The sequence below is a fragment of the Herbidospora galbida genome (assembly GCF_005233835.1).
GTDB lineage: Bacteria > Actinomycetota > Actinomycetes > Streptosporangiales > Streptosporangiaceae > Herbidospora > Herbidospora galbida.
Genome location: NZ_SZQA01000034.1, coordinates 11,479 through 25,892 on the forward strand (window position 1 = coordinate 11,479; position 14,414 = coordinate 25,892).

13 protein-coding genes are annotated in these 14,414 nt (G+C 70.9%); 3 read left to right on the forward strand and 10 right to left on the reverse strand.

Going from position 1 to position 14,414, the window contains the following annotated elements; translation table 11 throughout:
- Nucleotide 1: 1 nt before the first annotated feature.
- The 5 genes from FDA94_RS29320 to FDA94_RS29340 are packed head-to-tail and all read right to left on the reverse strand — an operon-like array spanning nt 2 to nt 4,809.
- Nucleotides 2–1,273, reverse strand: a complete 1,272-nt coding sequence (locus FDA94_RS29320; RefSeq protein WP_137250307.1) for an ABC transporter substrate-binding protein — start codon at nt 1,271–1,273, stop codon at nt 2–4.
- Nucleotides 1,263–2,363 carry a branched-chain amino acid ABC transporter permease gene (locus FDA94_RS29325; RefSeq protein WP_212735560.1) on the reverse strand — a complete coding sequence of 367 codons (1,101 nt, stop codon included), beginning with the start codon at nt 2,361–2,363 and terminating at the stop codon, nt 1,263–1,265. The genes FDA94_RS29320 and FDA94_RS29325 overlap by 11 nt, the downstream gene beginning before the upstream one ends.
- A complete protein-coding gene (locus FDA94_RS29330; RefSeq protein WP_137250308.1) occupies nt 2,356–3,246 on the reverse strand; it encodes a branched-chain amino acid ABC transporter permease in 891 nt (296 codons plus the stop codon). Before FDA94_RS29330 ends, FDA94_RS29325 begins: the two co-directional genes overlap by 8 nt.
- Nucleotides 3,243–4,010: an ABC transporter ATP-binding protein gene (locus FDA94_RS29335; RefSeq protein WP_137250309.1), complete on the reverse strand. Its 768-nt coding sequence runs from the start codon at nt 4,008–4,010 to the stop codon at nt 3,243–3,245. Before FDA94_RS29335 ends, FDA94_RS29330 begins: the two co-directional genes overlap by 4 nt.
- 28 nt (nt 4,011–4,038) lie before the next feature.
- A complete protein-coding gene (locus FDA94_RS29340; protein WP_137250310.1) occupies nt 4,039–4,809 on the reverse strand; it encodes an ABC transporter ATP-binding protein in 771 nt (256 codons plus the stop codon).
- Nucleotides 4,810–4,997: 188 nt separating this feature from the next.
- On the opposite strand from FDA94_RS29340, the gene FDA94_RS29345 reads away from it, so the two are divergent.
- Both FDA94_RS29345 and FDA94_RS29350 read left to right on the forward strand, forming a co-directional pair.
- Nucleotides 4,998–6,197, forward strand: a complete 1,200-nt coding sequence (locus FDA94_RS29345; protein WP_137250311.1) for an RsbRD N-terminal domain-containing protein — start codon at nt 4,998–5,000, stop codon at nt 6,195–6,197.
- Between the two features lie 30 nt (nt 6,198–6,227).
- Nucleotides 6,228–7,253, forward strand: coding sequence for a LacI family DNA-binding transcriptional regulator (locus tag FDA94_RS29350; protein ID WP_137250312.1), 1,026 nt, complete (start codon nt 6,228–6,230; stop codon nt 7,251–7,253).
- On the opposite strand, the gene FDA94_RS29355 is transcribed toward FDA94_RS29350, so the two are convergent.
- Nucleotides 7,250–8,485, reverse strand: a complete 1,236-nt coding sequence (locus FDA94_RS29355) for an SGNH/GDSL hydrolase family protein (RefSeq protein WP_246060212.1) — start codon at nt 8,483–8,485, stop codon at nt 7,250–7,252. The two genes, FDA94_RS29350 and FDA94_RS29355, sit on opposite strands and share 4 nt — an antisense overlap.
- A 137-nt stretch (nt 8,486–8,622) precedes the next feature.
- Nucleotides 8,623–9,351 (reverse strand): DUF3152 domain-containing protein, encoded by a 729-nt coding sequence (locus tag FDA94_RS29360; protein WP_246060213.1) that lies wholly within the window; start codon nt 9,349–9,351, stop codon nt 8,623–8,625.
- A gap of 156 nt (nt 9,352–9,507) precedes the next feature.
- Here FDA94_RS29360 and FDA94_RS40080 point away from each other — a divergent pair, with 156 nt between their 5' ends.
- The gene (locus tag FDA94_RS40080) at nt 9,508–10,302 is read left to right on the forward strand and encodes a CHAP domain-containing protein (RefSeq protein WP_246060214.1); all 795 of its coding nucleotides are present in this window, start codon (nt 9,508–9,510) and stop codon (nt 10,300–10,302) included.
- A 144-nt stretch (nt 10,303–10,446) separates the two neighbouring features.
- On the opposite strand, the gene FDA94_RS29370 is transcribed toward FDA94_RS40080, so the two are convergent.
- From FDA94_RS29370 to FDA94_RS29380, 3 genes are read right to left on the reverse strand one after another with little or no spacing between them, the layout of a single operon-like run.
- The gene (locus tag FDA94_RS29370) at nt 10,447–12,477 is read right to left on the reverse strand and encodes a bifunctional aldolase/short-chain dehydrogenase (protein ID WP_137250313.1); all 2,031 of its coding nucleotides are present in this window, start codon (nt 12,475–12,477) and stop codon (nt 10,447–10,449) included.
- Nucleotides 12,478–12,483: 6 nt separating this feature from the next.
- The gene (gene rhaI, locus FDA94_RS29375) at nt 12,484–13,641 is read right to left on the reverse strand and encodes an L-rhamnose isomerase (RefSeq protein ID WP_137250314.1); all 1,158 of its coding nucleotides are present in this window, start codon (nt 13,639–13,641) and stop codon (nt 12,484–12,486) included.
- Between the two features lie 41 nt (nt 13,642–13,682).
- The gene (locus FDA94_RS29380; protein WP_170991177.1) at nt 13,683–14,306 is read right to left on the reverse strand and encodes a substrate-binding domain-containing protein; all 624 of its coding nucleotides are present in this window, start codon (nt 14,304–14,306) and stop codon (nt 13,683–13,685) included.
- Nucleotides 14,307–14,414: the final 108 nt, after the last annotated feature.

The window sequence follows — 14,414 nt, forward strand, 5'->3', positions numbered from 1 at the left end:
CCTACGCGGGCGGCGGGACCTGGTACTCCTTGGCCAGGTCGGAGATCGCGTGCTCCTTGAAGATCACCGATCCGCCGATCGCGGCCTTGTCGGGCTTCACGATGTACGTCGACAGCGACGCCGGCTTGTCGTACACGGAGAAGTCCATCGGCGTGCCGCCGAAGCCGCCCTCCCAGGCGTTCTGCGCCCGGTGGGCCTTGATGATGCCCTCGCGGCTCAGGTCCTTGGCCGCGCAGGCGGCCTTCAGGGCGTCGCCGATGATGACGGCCTGCGTGTAGCCGGAGGCCACGCCGCTGTCGAGGGGCTCACCGGGGAACTTCGCCTCGTAGTCGGTGATGAGCTTCTGGTAGACCGGCAGCGGCGCGGAGATCGGCGCGCCGGCCGTGGCCACGTAGTAGTCCTTGAGCAGCGCGGGCGCGGCGGGGGTGTCCAGGAGCAGCGGGCTGTAGGCCGAGTTGCTGCCGACGAAGGGCACGTCGAGGCCGGAGGCGAGCGCCACGCCGACCAGCGAGGCGGCCTGGCGGGGGCCGACCGAGACCAGGATCGCGTTCACGCCGGCCTTCTTGAAGGCGGTCGCCTGCGCCGTCATGTCCTGGTCGGTGGCCTTGATCTTCTGCTCGACCAGTTCGAGGCCGACCTTCTCGGAGGCGAACTTCGAGCCGTTGAGGGCGCTCTCGCCGTAGTCGCCCTCGAAGTACAGGTGCCCGATCTTGTCGCCGGACTTGATGCCCTTCTCCTTCGTCAGGAAGTCGACGGCGTTGATCATGTCGACGTCGTAGGTCGTGCCGGTGACCTGGATCGCGTCGCTGCCGAGCAGGCTGGTCGCCCAGGCGTTCGGGAGCGTGAGGATCTTGTCGGCGGTGATCTTCTCCTTCAGCGCCGTCACCATCGGCGACCCGATGAACTGCGGGATCGCGGCGGTGCGCGGCGCGACCTCCGCGTAGGCCGCCATCGCCTTCTGGACGTCGTAGCCGTGGTCGCGCACCACCGTCTCGATGGTCCGCCCGCAGACGCCCCCGGCGGCGTTGAGCTGCTCGAAGTACATCTGCTGGGCCTGCGTGACGCTCTTGCCGAGCGAGGCGTACGGCCCGGTCAGGTCGGTCAGCAGGCTCAGGGTGATCGTCGTCTCGGTCACACCCGGTCCGGTCTTCACGCCGTCGCCGCCCGTCGCGGTGGCCGGGGCCGCCCCGCCGGTGGCCTTGTCGCTGGCGCAGGCCGACACGGCGAGCGCCAGGGCCGCGATGACGATCGCGACCTTCCTGTCAGGGGACATGCGGACTCCTGGTTTCTGGTGAGGGGGAGGGTGGGGAGAGGGGCAGCCGCAGGCGCGGCGGTCTCAGGCGGATCTTCTTGATCAGCCCGAGGAGGCCGCCCGGCAGGAAGAGCACGACCGTCACGACGGCCGCGCCGTAGAGGATGCGGGCGGCCTCGGCAGGGGAGACGCCCCCCGGCGTCCCCGGAGCGGCCACCAGCGGGATCGAGTCGCTGTACTTCGTGAGCAGTTGCGGCAGCAGGGAGACGAACAGCGCGCCGACGACCGCGCCGCCGACCGAGCCCAGGCCACCGATGACGATCATGGCCAGGTAGTCGAGGGACAGCAGCACGCCGAAGTACTCGGGCACCGTCCGCTGGAAGACCAGCGCCAGCAGGACGCCGGCGAGGCCGCCGTACATGCTGGAGAGCACGAAGACCCCGGCCCGGTAGCGCGCGACCGGCACCCCCATCACGCCGGCCGCGATCTCGTGGTCGCGGATGGTGTTCATGGCCCGGCCGGGCCGGCCCTTCAGGACGCCCTGGGCGAAGACCATCGACAGCGCCACCAGGACGAGCCCGAGGAACCACAGGCGTTCCAGGGTCCCGAACGGCACCTGCAGGACGATGAGCTCCGGGGTGTCGCCGAAGGAGAACCCGAACAGGTTGAGCTCCGGCACCGCCCGGCCGTTGAAGCCGCCGGTCAGGTGCTCGGCGTTGAACAGGACGTGCTGGCCCCCGAAGATCAGCGCGAACGTGGCGATGCCCAGGTAGGCACCTTTCAGCCGCCCCGCGATGGGGCTGAACAGCCCGCCCGCCACGCCCGCGACGACGACCGCCAGCACGGCCGCGACCCCGGTCGGCAGGCCCAGCCCGCTCAGCCGGGCGGTCGGCTCGGCGGAGAAGAACACGTACGAGTAGGCCCCCACCGCGAGGAAGAACGCGTGGCCCATCGAGAGCTGGCCGGTCGCTCCGGTGAGCAGGTTGATGCCGATCGCGCCGATGGCCGCCGACATCGCGAACAGCCCGGTCTGCAGCCAGAACCCGTCGAGGTAGAACGGCACCAGGCACAGCACCGCCGCGACGCCGGTCCAGGCGAGATACCTATACACGGGCCAGCTCCTTCGTCCCGAACAGCCCGGCGGGCCGGATGAGCAGGATGACGAGCATCACCAGGAACGGCGCCACGTCGCCGATGCCGCGGCCGAGGAAGGCCATGTCGTTCTGGTAGCCGCTCATCATCGACTCGGTCACGCCGATGATCAGGCCGCCGACCAGCGCCCCCGTGGTCGAGTCGAGCCCGCCGAGTATCGCGGCCGGGAACGCTTTCAGCGCCACCAGCGAGGTGCTGCGGTCGAGCCCGGGGGTGGGGAAGACGCACAGGAACAGCGCGGCCACGGCGGCCAGGCCGCCCGCCACCGCCCAGGCGCTCATCGACACCCGGCCGAGCCGCACCCCCATCAGGGCGGCGGTCTCGGCGTCCTCGGCGGCGGCGCGCATCGCGACGCCCCAGCCGGTGTACTTGAACGCCAGCAGGAACGCGGTGATCAGCGCCGCCGCCGTCACGAGCGCCACGATCCGGGTCTCGGCCAGTGTCACCCCGCCGAACTGGACCACCTGGCTGCCCCACGGGTCGCCCATGGCCAGCACGTCGGTGCCGATCTGCCGGGTCAGCTCGGTCGTGATCACGATGTCGACGCCGATCGTGACGATCGCGAGCACGCTGTGCGAGGCCACGTTCGCCCGGCGGATCACCAGGAACTCGATGGCCGCGGCGACCAGCGCCGCCGCCGCGACGCCGATCAGCAGCGCCGCCCAGAAGCCCACCAGGGGCCACAGCCGCGCCACCAGGTAGCCGCCCGCCAGCAGCAGCGAGGCGTGCGCGAAGTTCACCACCTCGGTGGCCTTGAAGATGATGACGAAGCCGAGCGCGATCAGCGCGTACACGGCTCCGATGGAGATCCCGTTGACGAGCAGCTCCACGAACGTGGTCACGTGCCCTCCGTCCCGAGGTAGGCGCCGATGACCGCGGGGTCGGCCTGCACCTCGGCAGGGGTTCCGTCGGCGATGCGTCGGCCGAAGTCCAGGACGGTCACCCGGTCGGCCAGCCGCATGACCATGCCCATGTCGTGCTCGACCAGCACGATCGAGATGCCGAGGCTGTCGCGCACCGAGAGGATGAGCTCGGCCATCTCCTGGCGTTCGCCGCTGTTCATCCCGGCCACCGGCTCGTCCAGCAGCAGCAGCCGGGGTTCCATGCACAGGGCGCGGGCCAGCTCCACCCGCTTCTGTACGCCGTAGGGCAGCAGCCCCACCGGGAACGCGAGCTTGCCGGTCAGCCCGACGAACTCGGCGATCTCCTCGACGCGTGCGACGTGCCTTCGCTGTTCCCGCCGGGCGTGCGGCAGCCGCAGCCCGGCCGAGACGAACCCCGACGACGTCAGCCGATGACGGCCCAGCAGCAGGTTGTCGTGGACGGGCAGCCGGGGCGACAGCGCGATGTTCTGGAACGTGCGGGCCACGCCCAGCGCCGCGATCCGGTGCGGCCTGAGCGCGGTGAGCTCGGCGTCGCCGAACCTGACCGACCCCGAGGTCGCCTTGTAGACCCCCGACAGCACGTTGAAGCACGTCGACTTGCCGGCTCCGTTGGGCCCGATGACGGCGTGCACGGTCCCCGGGGCCACGGTGAAGCTCACCGCGTCGAGGGCGGTGAGGCCGGCGAACCGCACGGTCACGTCGCGGACTTCGAGCGGTTCCATACCGTCCGGTTGGTATGCCGTAGTCATGCTACGACCACCTCGACAGGGTGCGTGTCTCGAGCGTGCCCTCCACGGCGTCGGCGACGCCGAGGTAGCGGCGGCGCACCTCGTCGCTGGCCCGCAGTTCGGCGGCGGTGCCCTCCAGGGCGACCTCGCCGACCTCCAGGACGTAGGCGTGCGACGCCAGCGACAGGGCCATCGCCACGTTCTGCTCCACGAGCAGGACCGAGGTGCCCAAACTGTTGATCTCCTTGATCGTCTCGGTGATGCGGGCCGCCATCAGGGGGGCCAGCCCCAGGGTCGGTTCGTCGAGCAGCAGCGTCGTCGGCCCGGCCATCAGCGCCCGCCCGATCGCGAGCATCTGCTGCTCGCCGCCCGACAGCAGCCCGGCCCGTTGACGTGCCCGTTCCTTCAGCACGGGGAAGAGGTCGACCACCTGCTCGTGCGCCTTGGCGTACGCGCGGCGCGACCGTCCCAGGCCGCCCGCCCGCAGGTTCTCATCCACCGTCATCCGGGCGAACACCCGGCGTCCCTCGGGCACCTGCACGACCCCGCGGCCCACCACTGAGGCGGCGTCGAGCCCGGTCAGCCGCTGGTCGCCCAGGGTCACGGCGCCCTGGCAGCTGCCGCGGTGGAAGCGGAGCGTCCCGGAGATCGCCCGGAGCAGGGTCGACTTGCCCGCGCCGTTCGCGCCGAGCACGGCGACGATCGACCCGGACGGCACCCGCATGGACACCCCGCGCAGCGCCCGAACCGGCCCGTAGCCCACCACCAGATCGCTGACAGCGAGATCGGCCATGACGTGATTCCTCCAAGAGCATTGGTGCTGCACACCAAACCCCGCGCTCGCACGGCCGTCCAGAGCGTGCGGTGAAGTCGCGACCCCTGCCCACTCATGACGGGACCCGGTTGTGCAACCGCACAACGGCGTGTCACGAAACGAAACCGAACCTTGTTCCGGAACGGGCCGGGTGGCAGGTTGGGGAGATGCGCTCCCTGACGCAGTCCAACCATGACGCGGAGGTCCGTGAGCTGCTGCGCGGCGCGGCCGGGGCCCTCCTGGCCCGGCTGCCCGAGCTGACCGACGAACTGGTGACGCGGGTCCGCGGCGGCGACGAGGCCTACTGCACGTTCGTGCCCGCCGACGACCACTGGCAGAGCACCCGCGAGGGCCTGCGGATCGGCATCACCACGATCCTCCAGGACCGGCACGAGCGCCGCGACCTGCCGTTCACCGAGTCGATGGCCCGCCGCCGGGCCGAGCAGGGCCTGCCGGTCGACTCCCTGATGCGCATGTACCGGCTGGCCGCCCAGGTGATGTGGTCGGCCATCGTCGACTACGTCGAGCGCGAGCAGCCCGGCCGCATCGGCGTGCTGGTCAGGGTGGCCACCCACGTCTGGCACGCCATCGACCGGCAGGCGCTGGTCGCCGGCAACACCTACCGGAGAAGGGAGCAGGAGCTGCTCGGCCGCAACCACGAACGCGTGAACGCGTTGCTCGACGCCCTCCTCGACGGCACCGCCGACGCCGGCGTGGTGCGCGGCGCCTCGGCCGCGCTCGACCTGCCCGAACGGGCCCGCTTCGCGGTCGTGACCGTGCGCTTCCCGATCCGCCACGACCACGAGGGGATGCGGCTGCCCGAGAAGATCGGCCAGATGCGCTTCATGTGGCGGATGCGGACCGGCCACGAGGTCGGCGTGGTCGCCCTGGGCGACGCCTCGCTCGACGACCTGACCGAGGGGCTGCGCCTGGTGGTCAGCGGCGTGGCCGGGGTGAGCCCGGTGGTGGAGAGCCTGGTCGACCTCGGCGACGCCCACCGCCTGGCCGAACTCGCGATGCGCACCTGCGCCGACGCTGGCCCCGAGATCGCCCGCCTCGACCAGCGGCTCGCCACCGTGCTGGTCATCTGCCAGCCCGAGCTGTCGGGCCACCTGGTCGGGGGAGTGCTGGGGCCGCTGCTGGCGCTGGAGGGCCCCGACCGCGACGTGCTGCTGACGACGCTGGAGACCTGGCTGCTGTGCGAAGGCTCGGCCGCCCGCGCGGCCGGACGCCTCTACTGCCACCGCAACACGATCATCAACCGGATCCGCCGCATCGAGCAGCTCACCGGCCGTTCCCTGTCGCGCCCGCGCGACATCGTCGACCTCACCCTCGCCTTGGACGCCGTCCGCCTCTTACCCCTCTGATGGAGAGCGCTCTCCGCTAAAGTGGCGGATATGAGGGAAGATCGGGTGGCTTCGCCCACGCTGGAAGACGTGGCACGGGCCGCCGGGGTCTCCCGCGCGACGGTATCCCGCGTGATCAACGGCATCCGCAACGTCGACCCGTCGATCCAGGAGGTGGTCCGCCGGGCCATCGCCGAGGTCGGGTACGTCCCCAATCGGGCCGCCCGCCAGCTGGTCACCGGCAAGACCGGCTCGATCGCCCTGATCGTCTCCGGGGCAGGCCAGTTCTTCGCCCGCGTCTTCACCGACCCCTTCTTCGGCCGCGTCGTCGAGGGCATCAGCGGCCACCTGCGCCCGCTCGGCGTCCACCTCGTGCTGATGCTGGCCGAGGCCGCCGACGCGCGGGCCCAGGTCGTCGACTACGTCCGGCAGGGCCACGTCGACGGCGCGATCCTGGTCACCACCCACGCCGACGACCCCCTCCCCGCGATGCTGGCCGAGTCGGGCACCCCCGTCGTCCTGTTCGCCCGCCCCGACCAGCCCATTCCGATCTCGTACGTCGACCTCGCCCACGGAGCCGGCGCGCGCATGGCCGCCGACCACCTGGTCGCGCGCGGCTGCGAACGGGTCGCCACCATCTCCGGCCCGCTCGACGTCCTCGCCTCGATGGAACGCCTGTCGGGCTTCCGGGAGGCGATGGCCCGCCACGGCCACGCCTACGTGCCGAGCGTGGCCGGCAACTTCACCAAGGAGAGCGGCGAGGCGGCCATGACCCGGCTGCTGGCCGACCATCCGCAGATCGACGGCCTGTTCGTCGCCAACGACCTGATGGCCCAGGGCGCCCTGGAGGTCGCCGCCGCCCGGGGCCTGCGCATCCCGCGCGACCTCAGGGTCGTCGGCTTCGACGACAGCACGGCCGCGCTGGCCTGCCGCCCGCCGCTGACGACCATAAGGCACCCGGTCGAGGACATGTCGGCGGAGATGTCGCGCCTCCTGCTGGCCCAGATCGAAGACCCGTCGCGGCGGCCGAAGTCGGTCATCTTCGAGCCGGAACTGGTCGTCCGCGAGTCGGCCTAACGGAACAGCCGGGCCGGGACCGAGTCGGCGATGGCGCGGTAGCCCGCCGGGTTGAAGTGCAGGTGGTCGCCCGTGTCGTAGGCGGGCAGCATCCGGCGCGGGTCGGCCGGGTCGCGGGTGACCCGGTCGAAGTCGAGGACGGTGTCGAAGACGCCGCTCGTGCGGATCCAGTGGTTGACCTTCTGCCGGGTGGCCTCGCGCAGGCCTGCCGGGTCGTCGTAGCCGGTGTTGCCGCCGAACGGGGTGATCGTGGCGCCGTACACGCGGATGTCCTGGGCCTGGGCTCGGACGGCGATCTGCTCGTAGGCGGCGATGAGGTCGGCGGCGACCTGGTTCTGGGCCGCCTCGGTCGCCTCGGCGGTGCCGATGTCGTTCACGCCCTCGAAGACCAGCAGCCACGCCACGCCGCTGGTGGCCAGCACGTCGCGGTCGAGGCGGGCCAGCAGGTTCGGGCCGAGGCCGTCGTTGAGCACCCGGTTGCCGCCCGCCGCCTGGTTCAGCACGGCAGTGCCGCGCAGCCGGTCGGACAGCACGTCGGGCCAGCGGTCGTTGCCGTTGGTCGTCGAGCCGCGCCCGTCGGTCAGCGAGTCGCCGACGACGACGAGGGCGTCGTCGTCCGAGACGGTCTCGACGCCGCTGAGGAAGTACCAGTGGTCGGTCGGCGTGGCCCCGGGCAGGTCGGTGTCGGCGACGTGGTCGCCGGCGAGCAGGTGCGAGGTGGTACGGGAGCCGGGGTGGGAGGTCACCAGGTTCGAGGCCTGGCCCTCGGCCAGGTACAGGGTGACCGTGATGTTGGTTCTGGGGGCGACCGGGAAGGTCAGCGGGTCGGAGATCGCCTGCGCGCCGACCGGCACACTGACCGACGTCCGCCCCTGGAAGGTGACCGGCCGCGACGACCCCGGTTTGATGGCCGCCACGCCCGGGCGGCCGTCCGCCGGAAGCGCGACGGCGGCCTTCGTGATGGGCAGCGCGACCCCGCCGAACGCGTTGGAGAAGCGCAGGCGCAGCTGCCGCCCGCCGGTCGTGACCCGGACCGTCTGCCGCAGGGTGGTGTCGTCCATGACCAGGTTCTCCTGGGTGAACGGCGCCGGGGGCAGGTTGTGCGGCTCGGTGAGCTGCGGCATCGACGTCCAGGTGTGCACCCAGCCGGGCCTGCCCTGGCCGAGGGCGGGGGTGACCCCCAGCAGGGCGACGGCGAGCACCGTCACCATCAGTAACCGGACACGCTTCATCCCAGATCCTCCCGCTCGTCTGTTGGCGCAGACCGCCGGGAGCGTTCTTGATCGGCCCGCGGGGGGCCTCAGTGTCAGGGGCGCGCGAACGGTGCGTCAACCGTCGCGGTCAACATGCGAGGTCGCGCACGAAAGCTTCACGGTTCCCGGCCGGGGTTCGGCCAGGGGTTGGGCTTGCAGCCGCGCAGGGAGATCGTCTGCTGGACCATCACCGGGGCCGCGCGCCCCCGGGCCGGGCAGTCGCGGTGGCCGTGCCCGAGGCCGTGGCCGACCTCGTGGCTGATGACGTACTTGCGGTAGAGGTCCAGGTCCTTGTACGTGTCGGCGCCGTAGGCCCAGCGGCGCGCGTTGATGACCGCCCGGCGGCCGTTCCAGCAGGAGAGCTGGCCGAAGGTGCGCAGCGGGAGGCACTCCCGGTTGGTCGTCGCGGGCGTGGCCAGGGTGACCCGGAGCCGCACCGAACCCTTGGAGACCCGCTCGAACCGCCCCCAGCCGCGGGGGTCGTTCAGGATCTCGTGGACGGCCGTCGCGAACTCGTCCACGTCGAAGGGGAGCCCCTTCTCGACCTCGACCATGTATTTGATCACCGGCGCCTTGCCCGTGCGGGGCTCGGCCCCGCCGGCGGCGACGCGGTACCCGCCCGAGCCCTTCTCCGGCACCTTGATCTTCTTCGGCGTGCTCGGCGGCGGCGGTGTCGGGGCGGGCGGCGGGATGTAGGGGAGCGTCGCCCGGGGGGAGGCCGGCGGTGGCACGGTCCCGACCTGGGCCACCGGCTCCGGGACCTCCTCGGACGGCAGCGCGAACCCCCAGGTCACCGCGCCCAGTACGGCGATCCCGGCCGCCGCGAACAGGACACGGTGGTTCACGACCCTCCCAAAAAGAACTGAACGTGATCATACGGGAGGAGATCATCCGCACAGTTACGGTTGGGGGGTATTGCTCGCCCTTTCTGGTGAATCGGGGGCGTACTTCCGATTTCCGAATTACAGTCCAGGTATCGGGAGGCATGGAGGACAGTGCGGGTGGAACGTTCCCCAGAGACGATCACCAACGACCTTTTAGCCGTCGTCACCCGAGAGCTCGGATACCGGGAGAAGCCCGGACAGCACACCAAATACGGCGCGTGGTACGCCCAGACCGTCAAGGATCCGCAGTACCGCAACGCCGCGTGGTGTGACATGTTCATCGCCTGGGCCGCGGACAAGGCCGGAGTCACCGACTACGTCGGCGCCTTCGCCTGGACGCCCTCACACGCGCGCTGGTTCGAACAGCGCCAGGCGTGGACGGACGAACCCGAGCCGGGGGCCCTGGTCTTCTTCGACTGGGCGGGTGGCGACGACATCAAGGGCATCGACCACGTCGGCATCGTCGAGAGGGTCGACGGCGGCAAGATCCACACCATCGAGGCGAACGTCGACAAGGTCTGGCTGAAGCGGAAGGTGCGTGACGAGAGCAAGGTCGTCGGCTACGGCATCCCCCGGATGGTCAAACCCGACCTGACCGTCGAACCGGCCGACGTGACGCTGGCGTTACGGCCCGACGCGGTCAGCTCGACCACGAGCCAGGCGGACGCGCTCGACCCGGTCGCGGCGATGGCGACGGGGGTGCTCGTCGTGGCGGTGGGGGTGAGCCTCATCTTCGGCGGCTTCCACGTACGCAAGCTCGCCTTCACCGTCGGCCGCCACCGCAGATCGACGCCGCCGCCACCGGAACCACCGGAGCCGGAGGAGCGGCCCCTGGCCGCGGCCGTGGCGATCAGATCGTCGTCGGCCCCGGGGGAGACGGCGCCGCGCAGGCGCTCCAGACCATACGAGTAGCCGGTAGGGCCGGCGCCCGGCGATCGAGGCGGTCGGCATCCAGGAGTCGAGGATGCAGGCCATCCGATCGACCGGCGCCGGCGGGCACGTGCCCCTCGACGAGGCGGCCGAGGGCTGCCATCAAGGTGCTCCTGACCCCCTGAGTCATCGGAGGAAGGCCGCCGCGACCCCCGCGTCGACCGGGATGTGCAGGCCGGTGGTGTGGGAGAGATCGCCGCCGGTCAGCGCGAACACGGCGCCGGCGACGTGCTCGGGGAGCACCTCGCGCTTCAGCAGGGTGCGCTGGGCGTAGAACTCGCCGAGCTTCTCCTCCTCCACGCCGTACACGGCGGCCCGGTTGGCCCCCCATCCGCCGGCGAAGATGCCCGAGCCGCGCACGACGCCGTCGGGGTTGATCCCGTTGACGCGGATGCCGTGGCCGCCGAGTTCGGCGGCCAGCAGCCGGACCTGGTGGGCCTGGTCGGCCTTGGCGGCGCTGTAGGCGATGTTGCTCGGCCCGGCGAAGACCGCGTTCTTGGACGAGATGTAGACGATGTCGCCGCCCATGCCCTGGCCGATCATGATGCGGGCCGCCTCGCGGGAGACCAGGAACGAGCCGCGCGCCATGACGTCGTGCTGCAGGTCCCAGTCGGCGACGGTCGTCTCCAGCAGCGGCTTGGACAGGGACAGCCCCGCGTTGTTGACGATCAGGTCGACGCCGCCGAAGGCCAGGACGGCTGCGGCCAGGCCCGCGCGGATATCGTCCTCGCTGGTCACGTCGGCCGTCACGGCGACGGCGACGTCGGAGGAGCCGAGTTCGGCGGCGACCTTCCGGGCCGCGTCCGGGTCGCGGTCGGCGACGACGACGCAGGCGCCCTCGGCGGCCAGGCGGCGGGCGGTGGCCGCGCCGATGCCCGAGCCGCCGCCGGTCACGAAGGCGATCCGGGCCGCCAGCGGCCTGGGCTTGGGCCTGCGCCGCAGCTTGGCCTCCTCCAGCGACCAGTATTCGATGCGGAACTTCTCCGCCTCGCTGATCGGCGCGTAGGCCGACACCGATTCGGCGCCGCGCATGACGTTGATCGCGTTGACGTAGAACTCGCCGGCCACCCGCGCGGTCTGCTTGTCGGCGCCGAAGGAGAACATGCCGACGCCCGGCACCAGCACGATCGCCGGGTCCGCGCCGCGCATCGCGGGGGAGCCCTCGACGGCGTTGCGGTCGTAATAGGCGGCGTAGTCGGCGCGGTAGTGGGCGTGCAGTTCCCGGAGACGGTCGGCGACGGCGTCCAGGGGAGCGCCGGCGGGCAGGTCCAGGACGAGCGGGGAGACCTTGGTCCGCAGGAAGTGGTCGGGGCACGAGGTGCCCAGCGCGGCCAGACGGGGATGCTCGGCGCGGGAGACGAAGTCGAGGACGACGTCGCTGTCGGTGTAGTGGCCGACCTGGGGCCGGTCGGTCGAGGCCAGGCCGCGGAGCAGCGGGAACAGTGCGGACGCGCGGGCGTGCCGCTGCTCGGGGGAGAGAGGTTCGCAGCCGGGGACGACGGGGCCGAAGGGCTCGGGCCTGCCGTGGCTCGCGAGATGGGTCTCGGCCAGGCGGATGATCTCCAGTGAGTTCTCTCGGCACTCCGCCGAGGTGTCGCCCCAGGCGGTGATGCCGTGGCCGCCCAGGATCACGCCGATCGCGTGCGGGTTCGCCGCCTTGATCGCCGCGATGTCCATACCGAGCTGGAAACCGGGACGCCGCCACGGCACCCACGCGACCCGGTCCCCGAAGATCACCCGGGTCAGCTCCTCGCCGTCGGCGGCGGTCGCGATCGCGATGCCGCTGTCGGGGTGGAGATGGTCGACGTGGGCGGCGTCGACCAGGCCGTGCATCGCGGTGTCGATGGACGGCGCCGCGCCCCCCTTGCCGTGCGTGCAGAAGTCGAGGGCCCCGACCATCTCGTCCTCGCGCTCGGGCCCCGGGTAGACACCGGTCAACGCGCGCAGGCGGTCGAGCCGGAGCACTGCCAGGCCGGCCGCCGTGAGGGTGCCGAGGTCGCCGCCGGAGCCCTTCACCCACATCAGGTCGACGGGCTCGCCGGTGACCGGGTCGATCTGGCTGCCCTTGGCGGAGGCGTTGCCGCCGGCGTAGTTGGTGTTGCGGGGGTCCGCGCCCAGCTCGTGGCAGCGGTTCAGCAGGTCGTCTACAACGCTCATGGTGGTTCAGGCTCCCCAACCGGCCTGGGTGCCGCCGACACGCCCGGCGACGATCTCGTCGAAGTAGCCCGATGCCTTGTACGCGGCGATCGGGTCGGCGTCCAGGCCGCGCTGCTCTCGCCAGGTGGCGAGCAGCGGCCGGACGTCGGTGTCGTACGCGTCCATCAGCACCGCGTTCGCGGCCAGCACGTCACCGCCGTCCTGCGCGGCCCGCAGCGCCGCGGCGTCCACGAGCAGTGCCTTGGCGGTGGCTTCCTGGACGTTCATGACCGAGCGGATCTGGCCCTGGATCTTCGGCTCGACGTTGTGGCACTGATCGAGCATGAAGGCCACGCCGGCGGACGGATCGAGGCCGCCGCCCCGCACGACCTCGTACATGATGCGGAAGAGCTGGAACGGGTCGGCCGCCCCGACCATGAGGTCGTCGTCGGCGTAGAAGCGGGAGTTGAAGTCGAAGGCGCCCAGCCGGCCCGCGCGCAGCAGCGAGGCCACGATGAACTCGATGTTCGTGCCGGGCGCGTGGTGACCGGTGTCGACGCAGACGGTCGCCTTGGGGCCCAGGGCGAGGCAGTGCAGCAGGGAGGTGCCCCAGTCCGGTACGTCGGTCACGTAAAAGGCGGGTTCGAACAGCTTGTACTCCAGCAGGATCCGCTGATCGTCACCCAGCCGGGCGTACACCTCGGTGAGGGCGTCGCCGAGACGGTCCTGGCGGGTCCGGATGTCGTCCTGGCCGGGGTAGTTGATGCCGTCGGAGAACCACAGCTTCAGGTCGCGCGAACCGGTGGCGTCCATGATGTCGACGCACTCGAGCAGGTGGTCGGTGGCCTTGCGGCGGATGCGCGGGTCGGGATGGGTGACCGAGCCCAGCAGGTAGTCGTCGTCCTGGAAGACGTTGGCGTTGATCGCGCCGAGCCGTACTCCCCGATCGACCGCGTAGGCGGCGAGGAGGGAGTAGTCGGAGACCTTGTCCCACGGGATGTGCAGGGCCACCGTCGGGGCCGCGCCGGTGAAGGCGTGCACCTGGGCGGCGTCGGCGATCTTCTCGAAGGGGTCGCGTGGCACCCCCTTCTGGGCGAACACCTTGAACCGGGTTCCGGAGTTCGCGTACGCCCACGAGGGCGTCTCGATGGCCAGGTCGTCGAGCCCGGCGGGCAAGTCGGTCATGCTGTCAAAATCCCCGCATTCCAGAAGCGCGCGTTCGTCCGTCAGCCGATGGAGTCGACGTTGGTCTTGTCCACGGGGGTGACGGGGTTGAAGACCTCACGCTCGGCCGCGTCGGAGAACTGGATCGGCTGCCTCTTGCCGGCGTCCTTGACGGTGTTGGCGGCGGCCACGCCCATCGGGTCGTTGCAGGAGAACACACCGGTGTCCTTCATGACCTTGTAGCCCTCTTCGGCCTTGGAGTTGCCGGAGAACTCCGCGACGACCTTGTAGCCGCGCGCTTCGATCTCCTCCTTGAAGCCGGCGTTGCGGCGGGCGGCGTAGGTCGCGGACGGCTCGCAGGTGATGGAGGCGACGTTCTTGCTGTCGCCGCCGTTGGCCTGGATCTGCTTGTCCATGAACTCGGCGGCCAGCTTGCCGCCACCGTCGATGTCGTTCACGATCACCGGGACGTTCCCGGCCCTGGCCTTGGCGATGATCGGGCCCAGCGCGGTCGGCTTGAACGGGCTGATGATCAGCAGGTCGACGCCCTGCCCATTCTCGTCGCTCTTCTCGTCGTGGACCTTGATGTCCCAGTCCTCGCGACGTCCAGGCTGCCGATCTTGGCGAACGGCGAGTCGACCTGCTCGTTGTGCGGCTCGGGCGGAGAAGACGAGCAGCGTTCCCATGTTCCTCACGCCCTCTCAGCGCGGCCGTATTGAAAACGTTTTAACATTTTGTGTCTGGAGGACCGTAGATGGCATGTCGCTGGCTCGTCAAGGGCGTGGTTTCGCGGC

Coding starts and splice junctions, on each gene's coding strand:
- FDA94_RS29345 (WP_137250311.1), top strand. CDS start 4,998: ATGCGCTCCCTGACGCAGTCCAACCATGACGCGGAGGTCCGTGAGCTG.
- FDA94_RS29370 (WP_137250313.1), bottom strand. CDS start 12,477: ATGAGCGTTGTAGACGACCTGCTGAACCGCTGCCACGAGCTGGGCGCG.
- rhaI (WP_137250314.1), bottom strand. CDS start 13,641: ATGACCGACTTGCCCGCCGGGCTCGACGACCTGGCCATCGAGACGCCC.
- FDA94_RS29380 (WP_170991177.1), bottom strand. CDS start 14,306: ATGGGAACGCTGCTCGTCTTCTCCGCCCGAGCCGCACAACGAGCAGGT.
- FDA94_RS29340 (WP_137250310.1), bottom strand. CDS start 4,809: ATGGCCGATCTCGCTGTCAGCGATCTGGTGGTGGGCTACGGGCCGGTT.
- FDA94_RS29355 (WP_246060212.1), bottom strand. CDS start 8,485: ATGAAGCGTGTCCGGTTACTGATGGTGACGGTGCTCGCCGTCGCCCTG.
- FDA94_RS29335 (WP_137250309.1), bottom strand. CDS start 4,010: ATGGAACCGCTCGAAGTCCGCGACGTGACCGTGCGGTTCGCCGGCCTC.
- FDA94_RS29320 (WP_137250307.1), bottom strand. CDS start 1,273: ATGTCCCCTGACAGGAAGGTCGCGATCGTCATCGCGGCCCTGGCGCTC.
- FDA94_RS29350 (WP_137250312.1), top strand. CDS start 6,228: ATGAGGGAAGATCGGGTGGCTTCGCCCACGCTGGAAGACGTGGCACGG.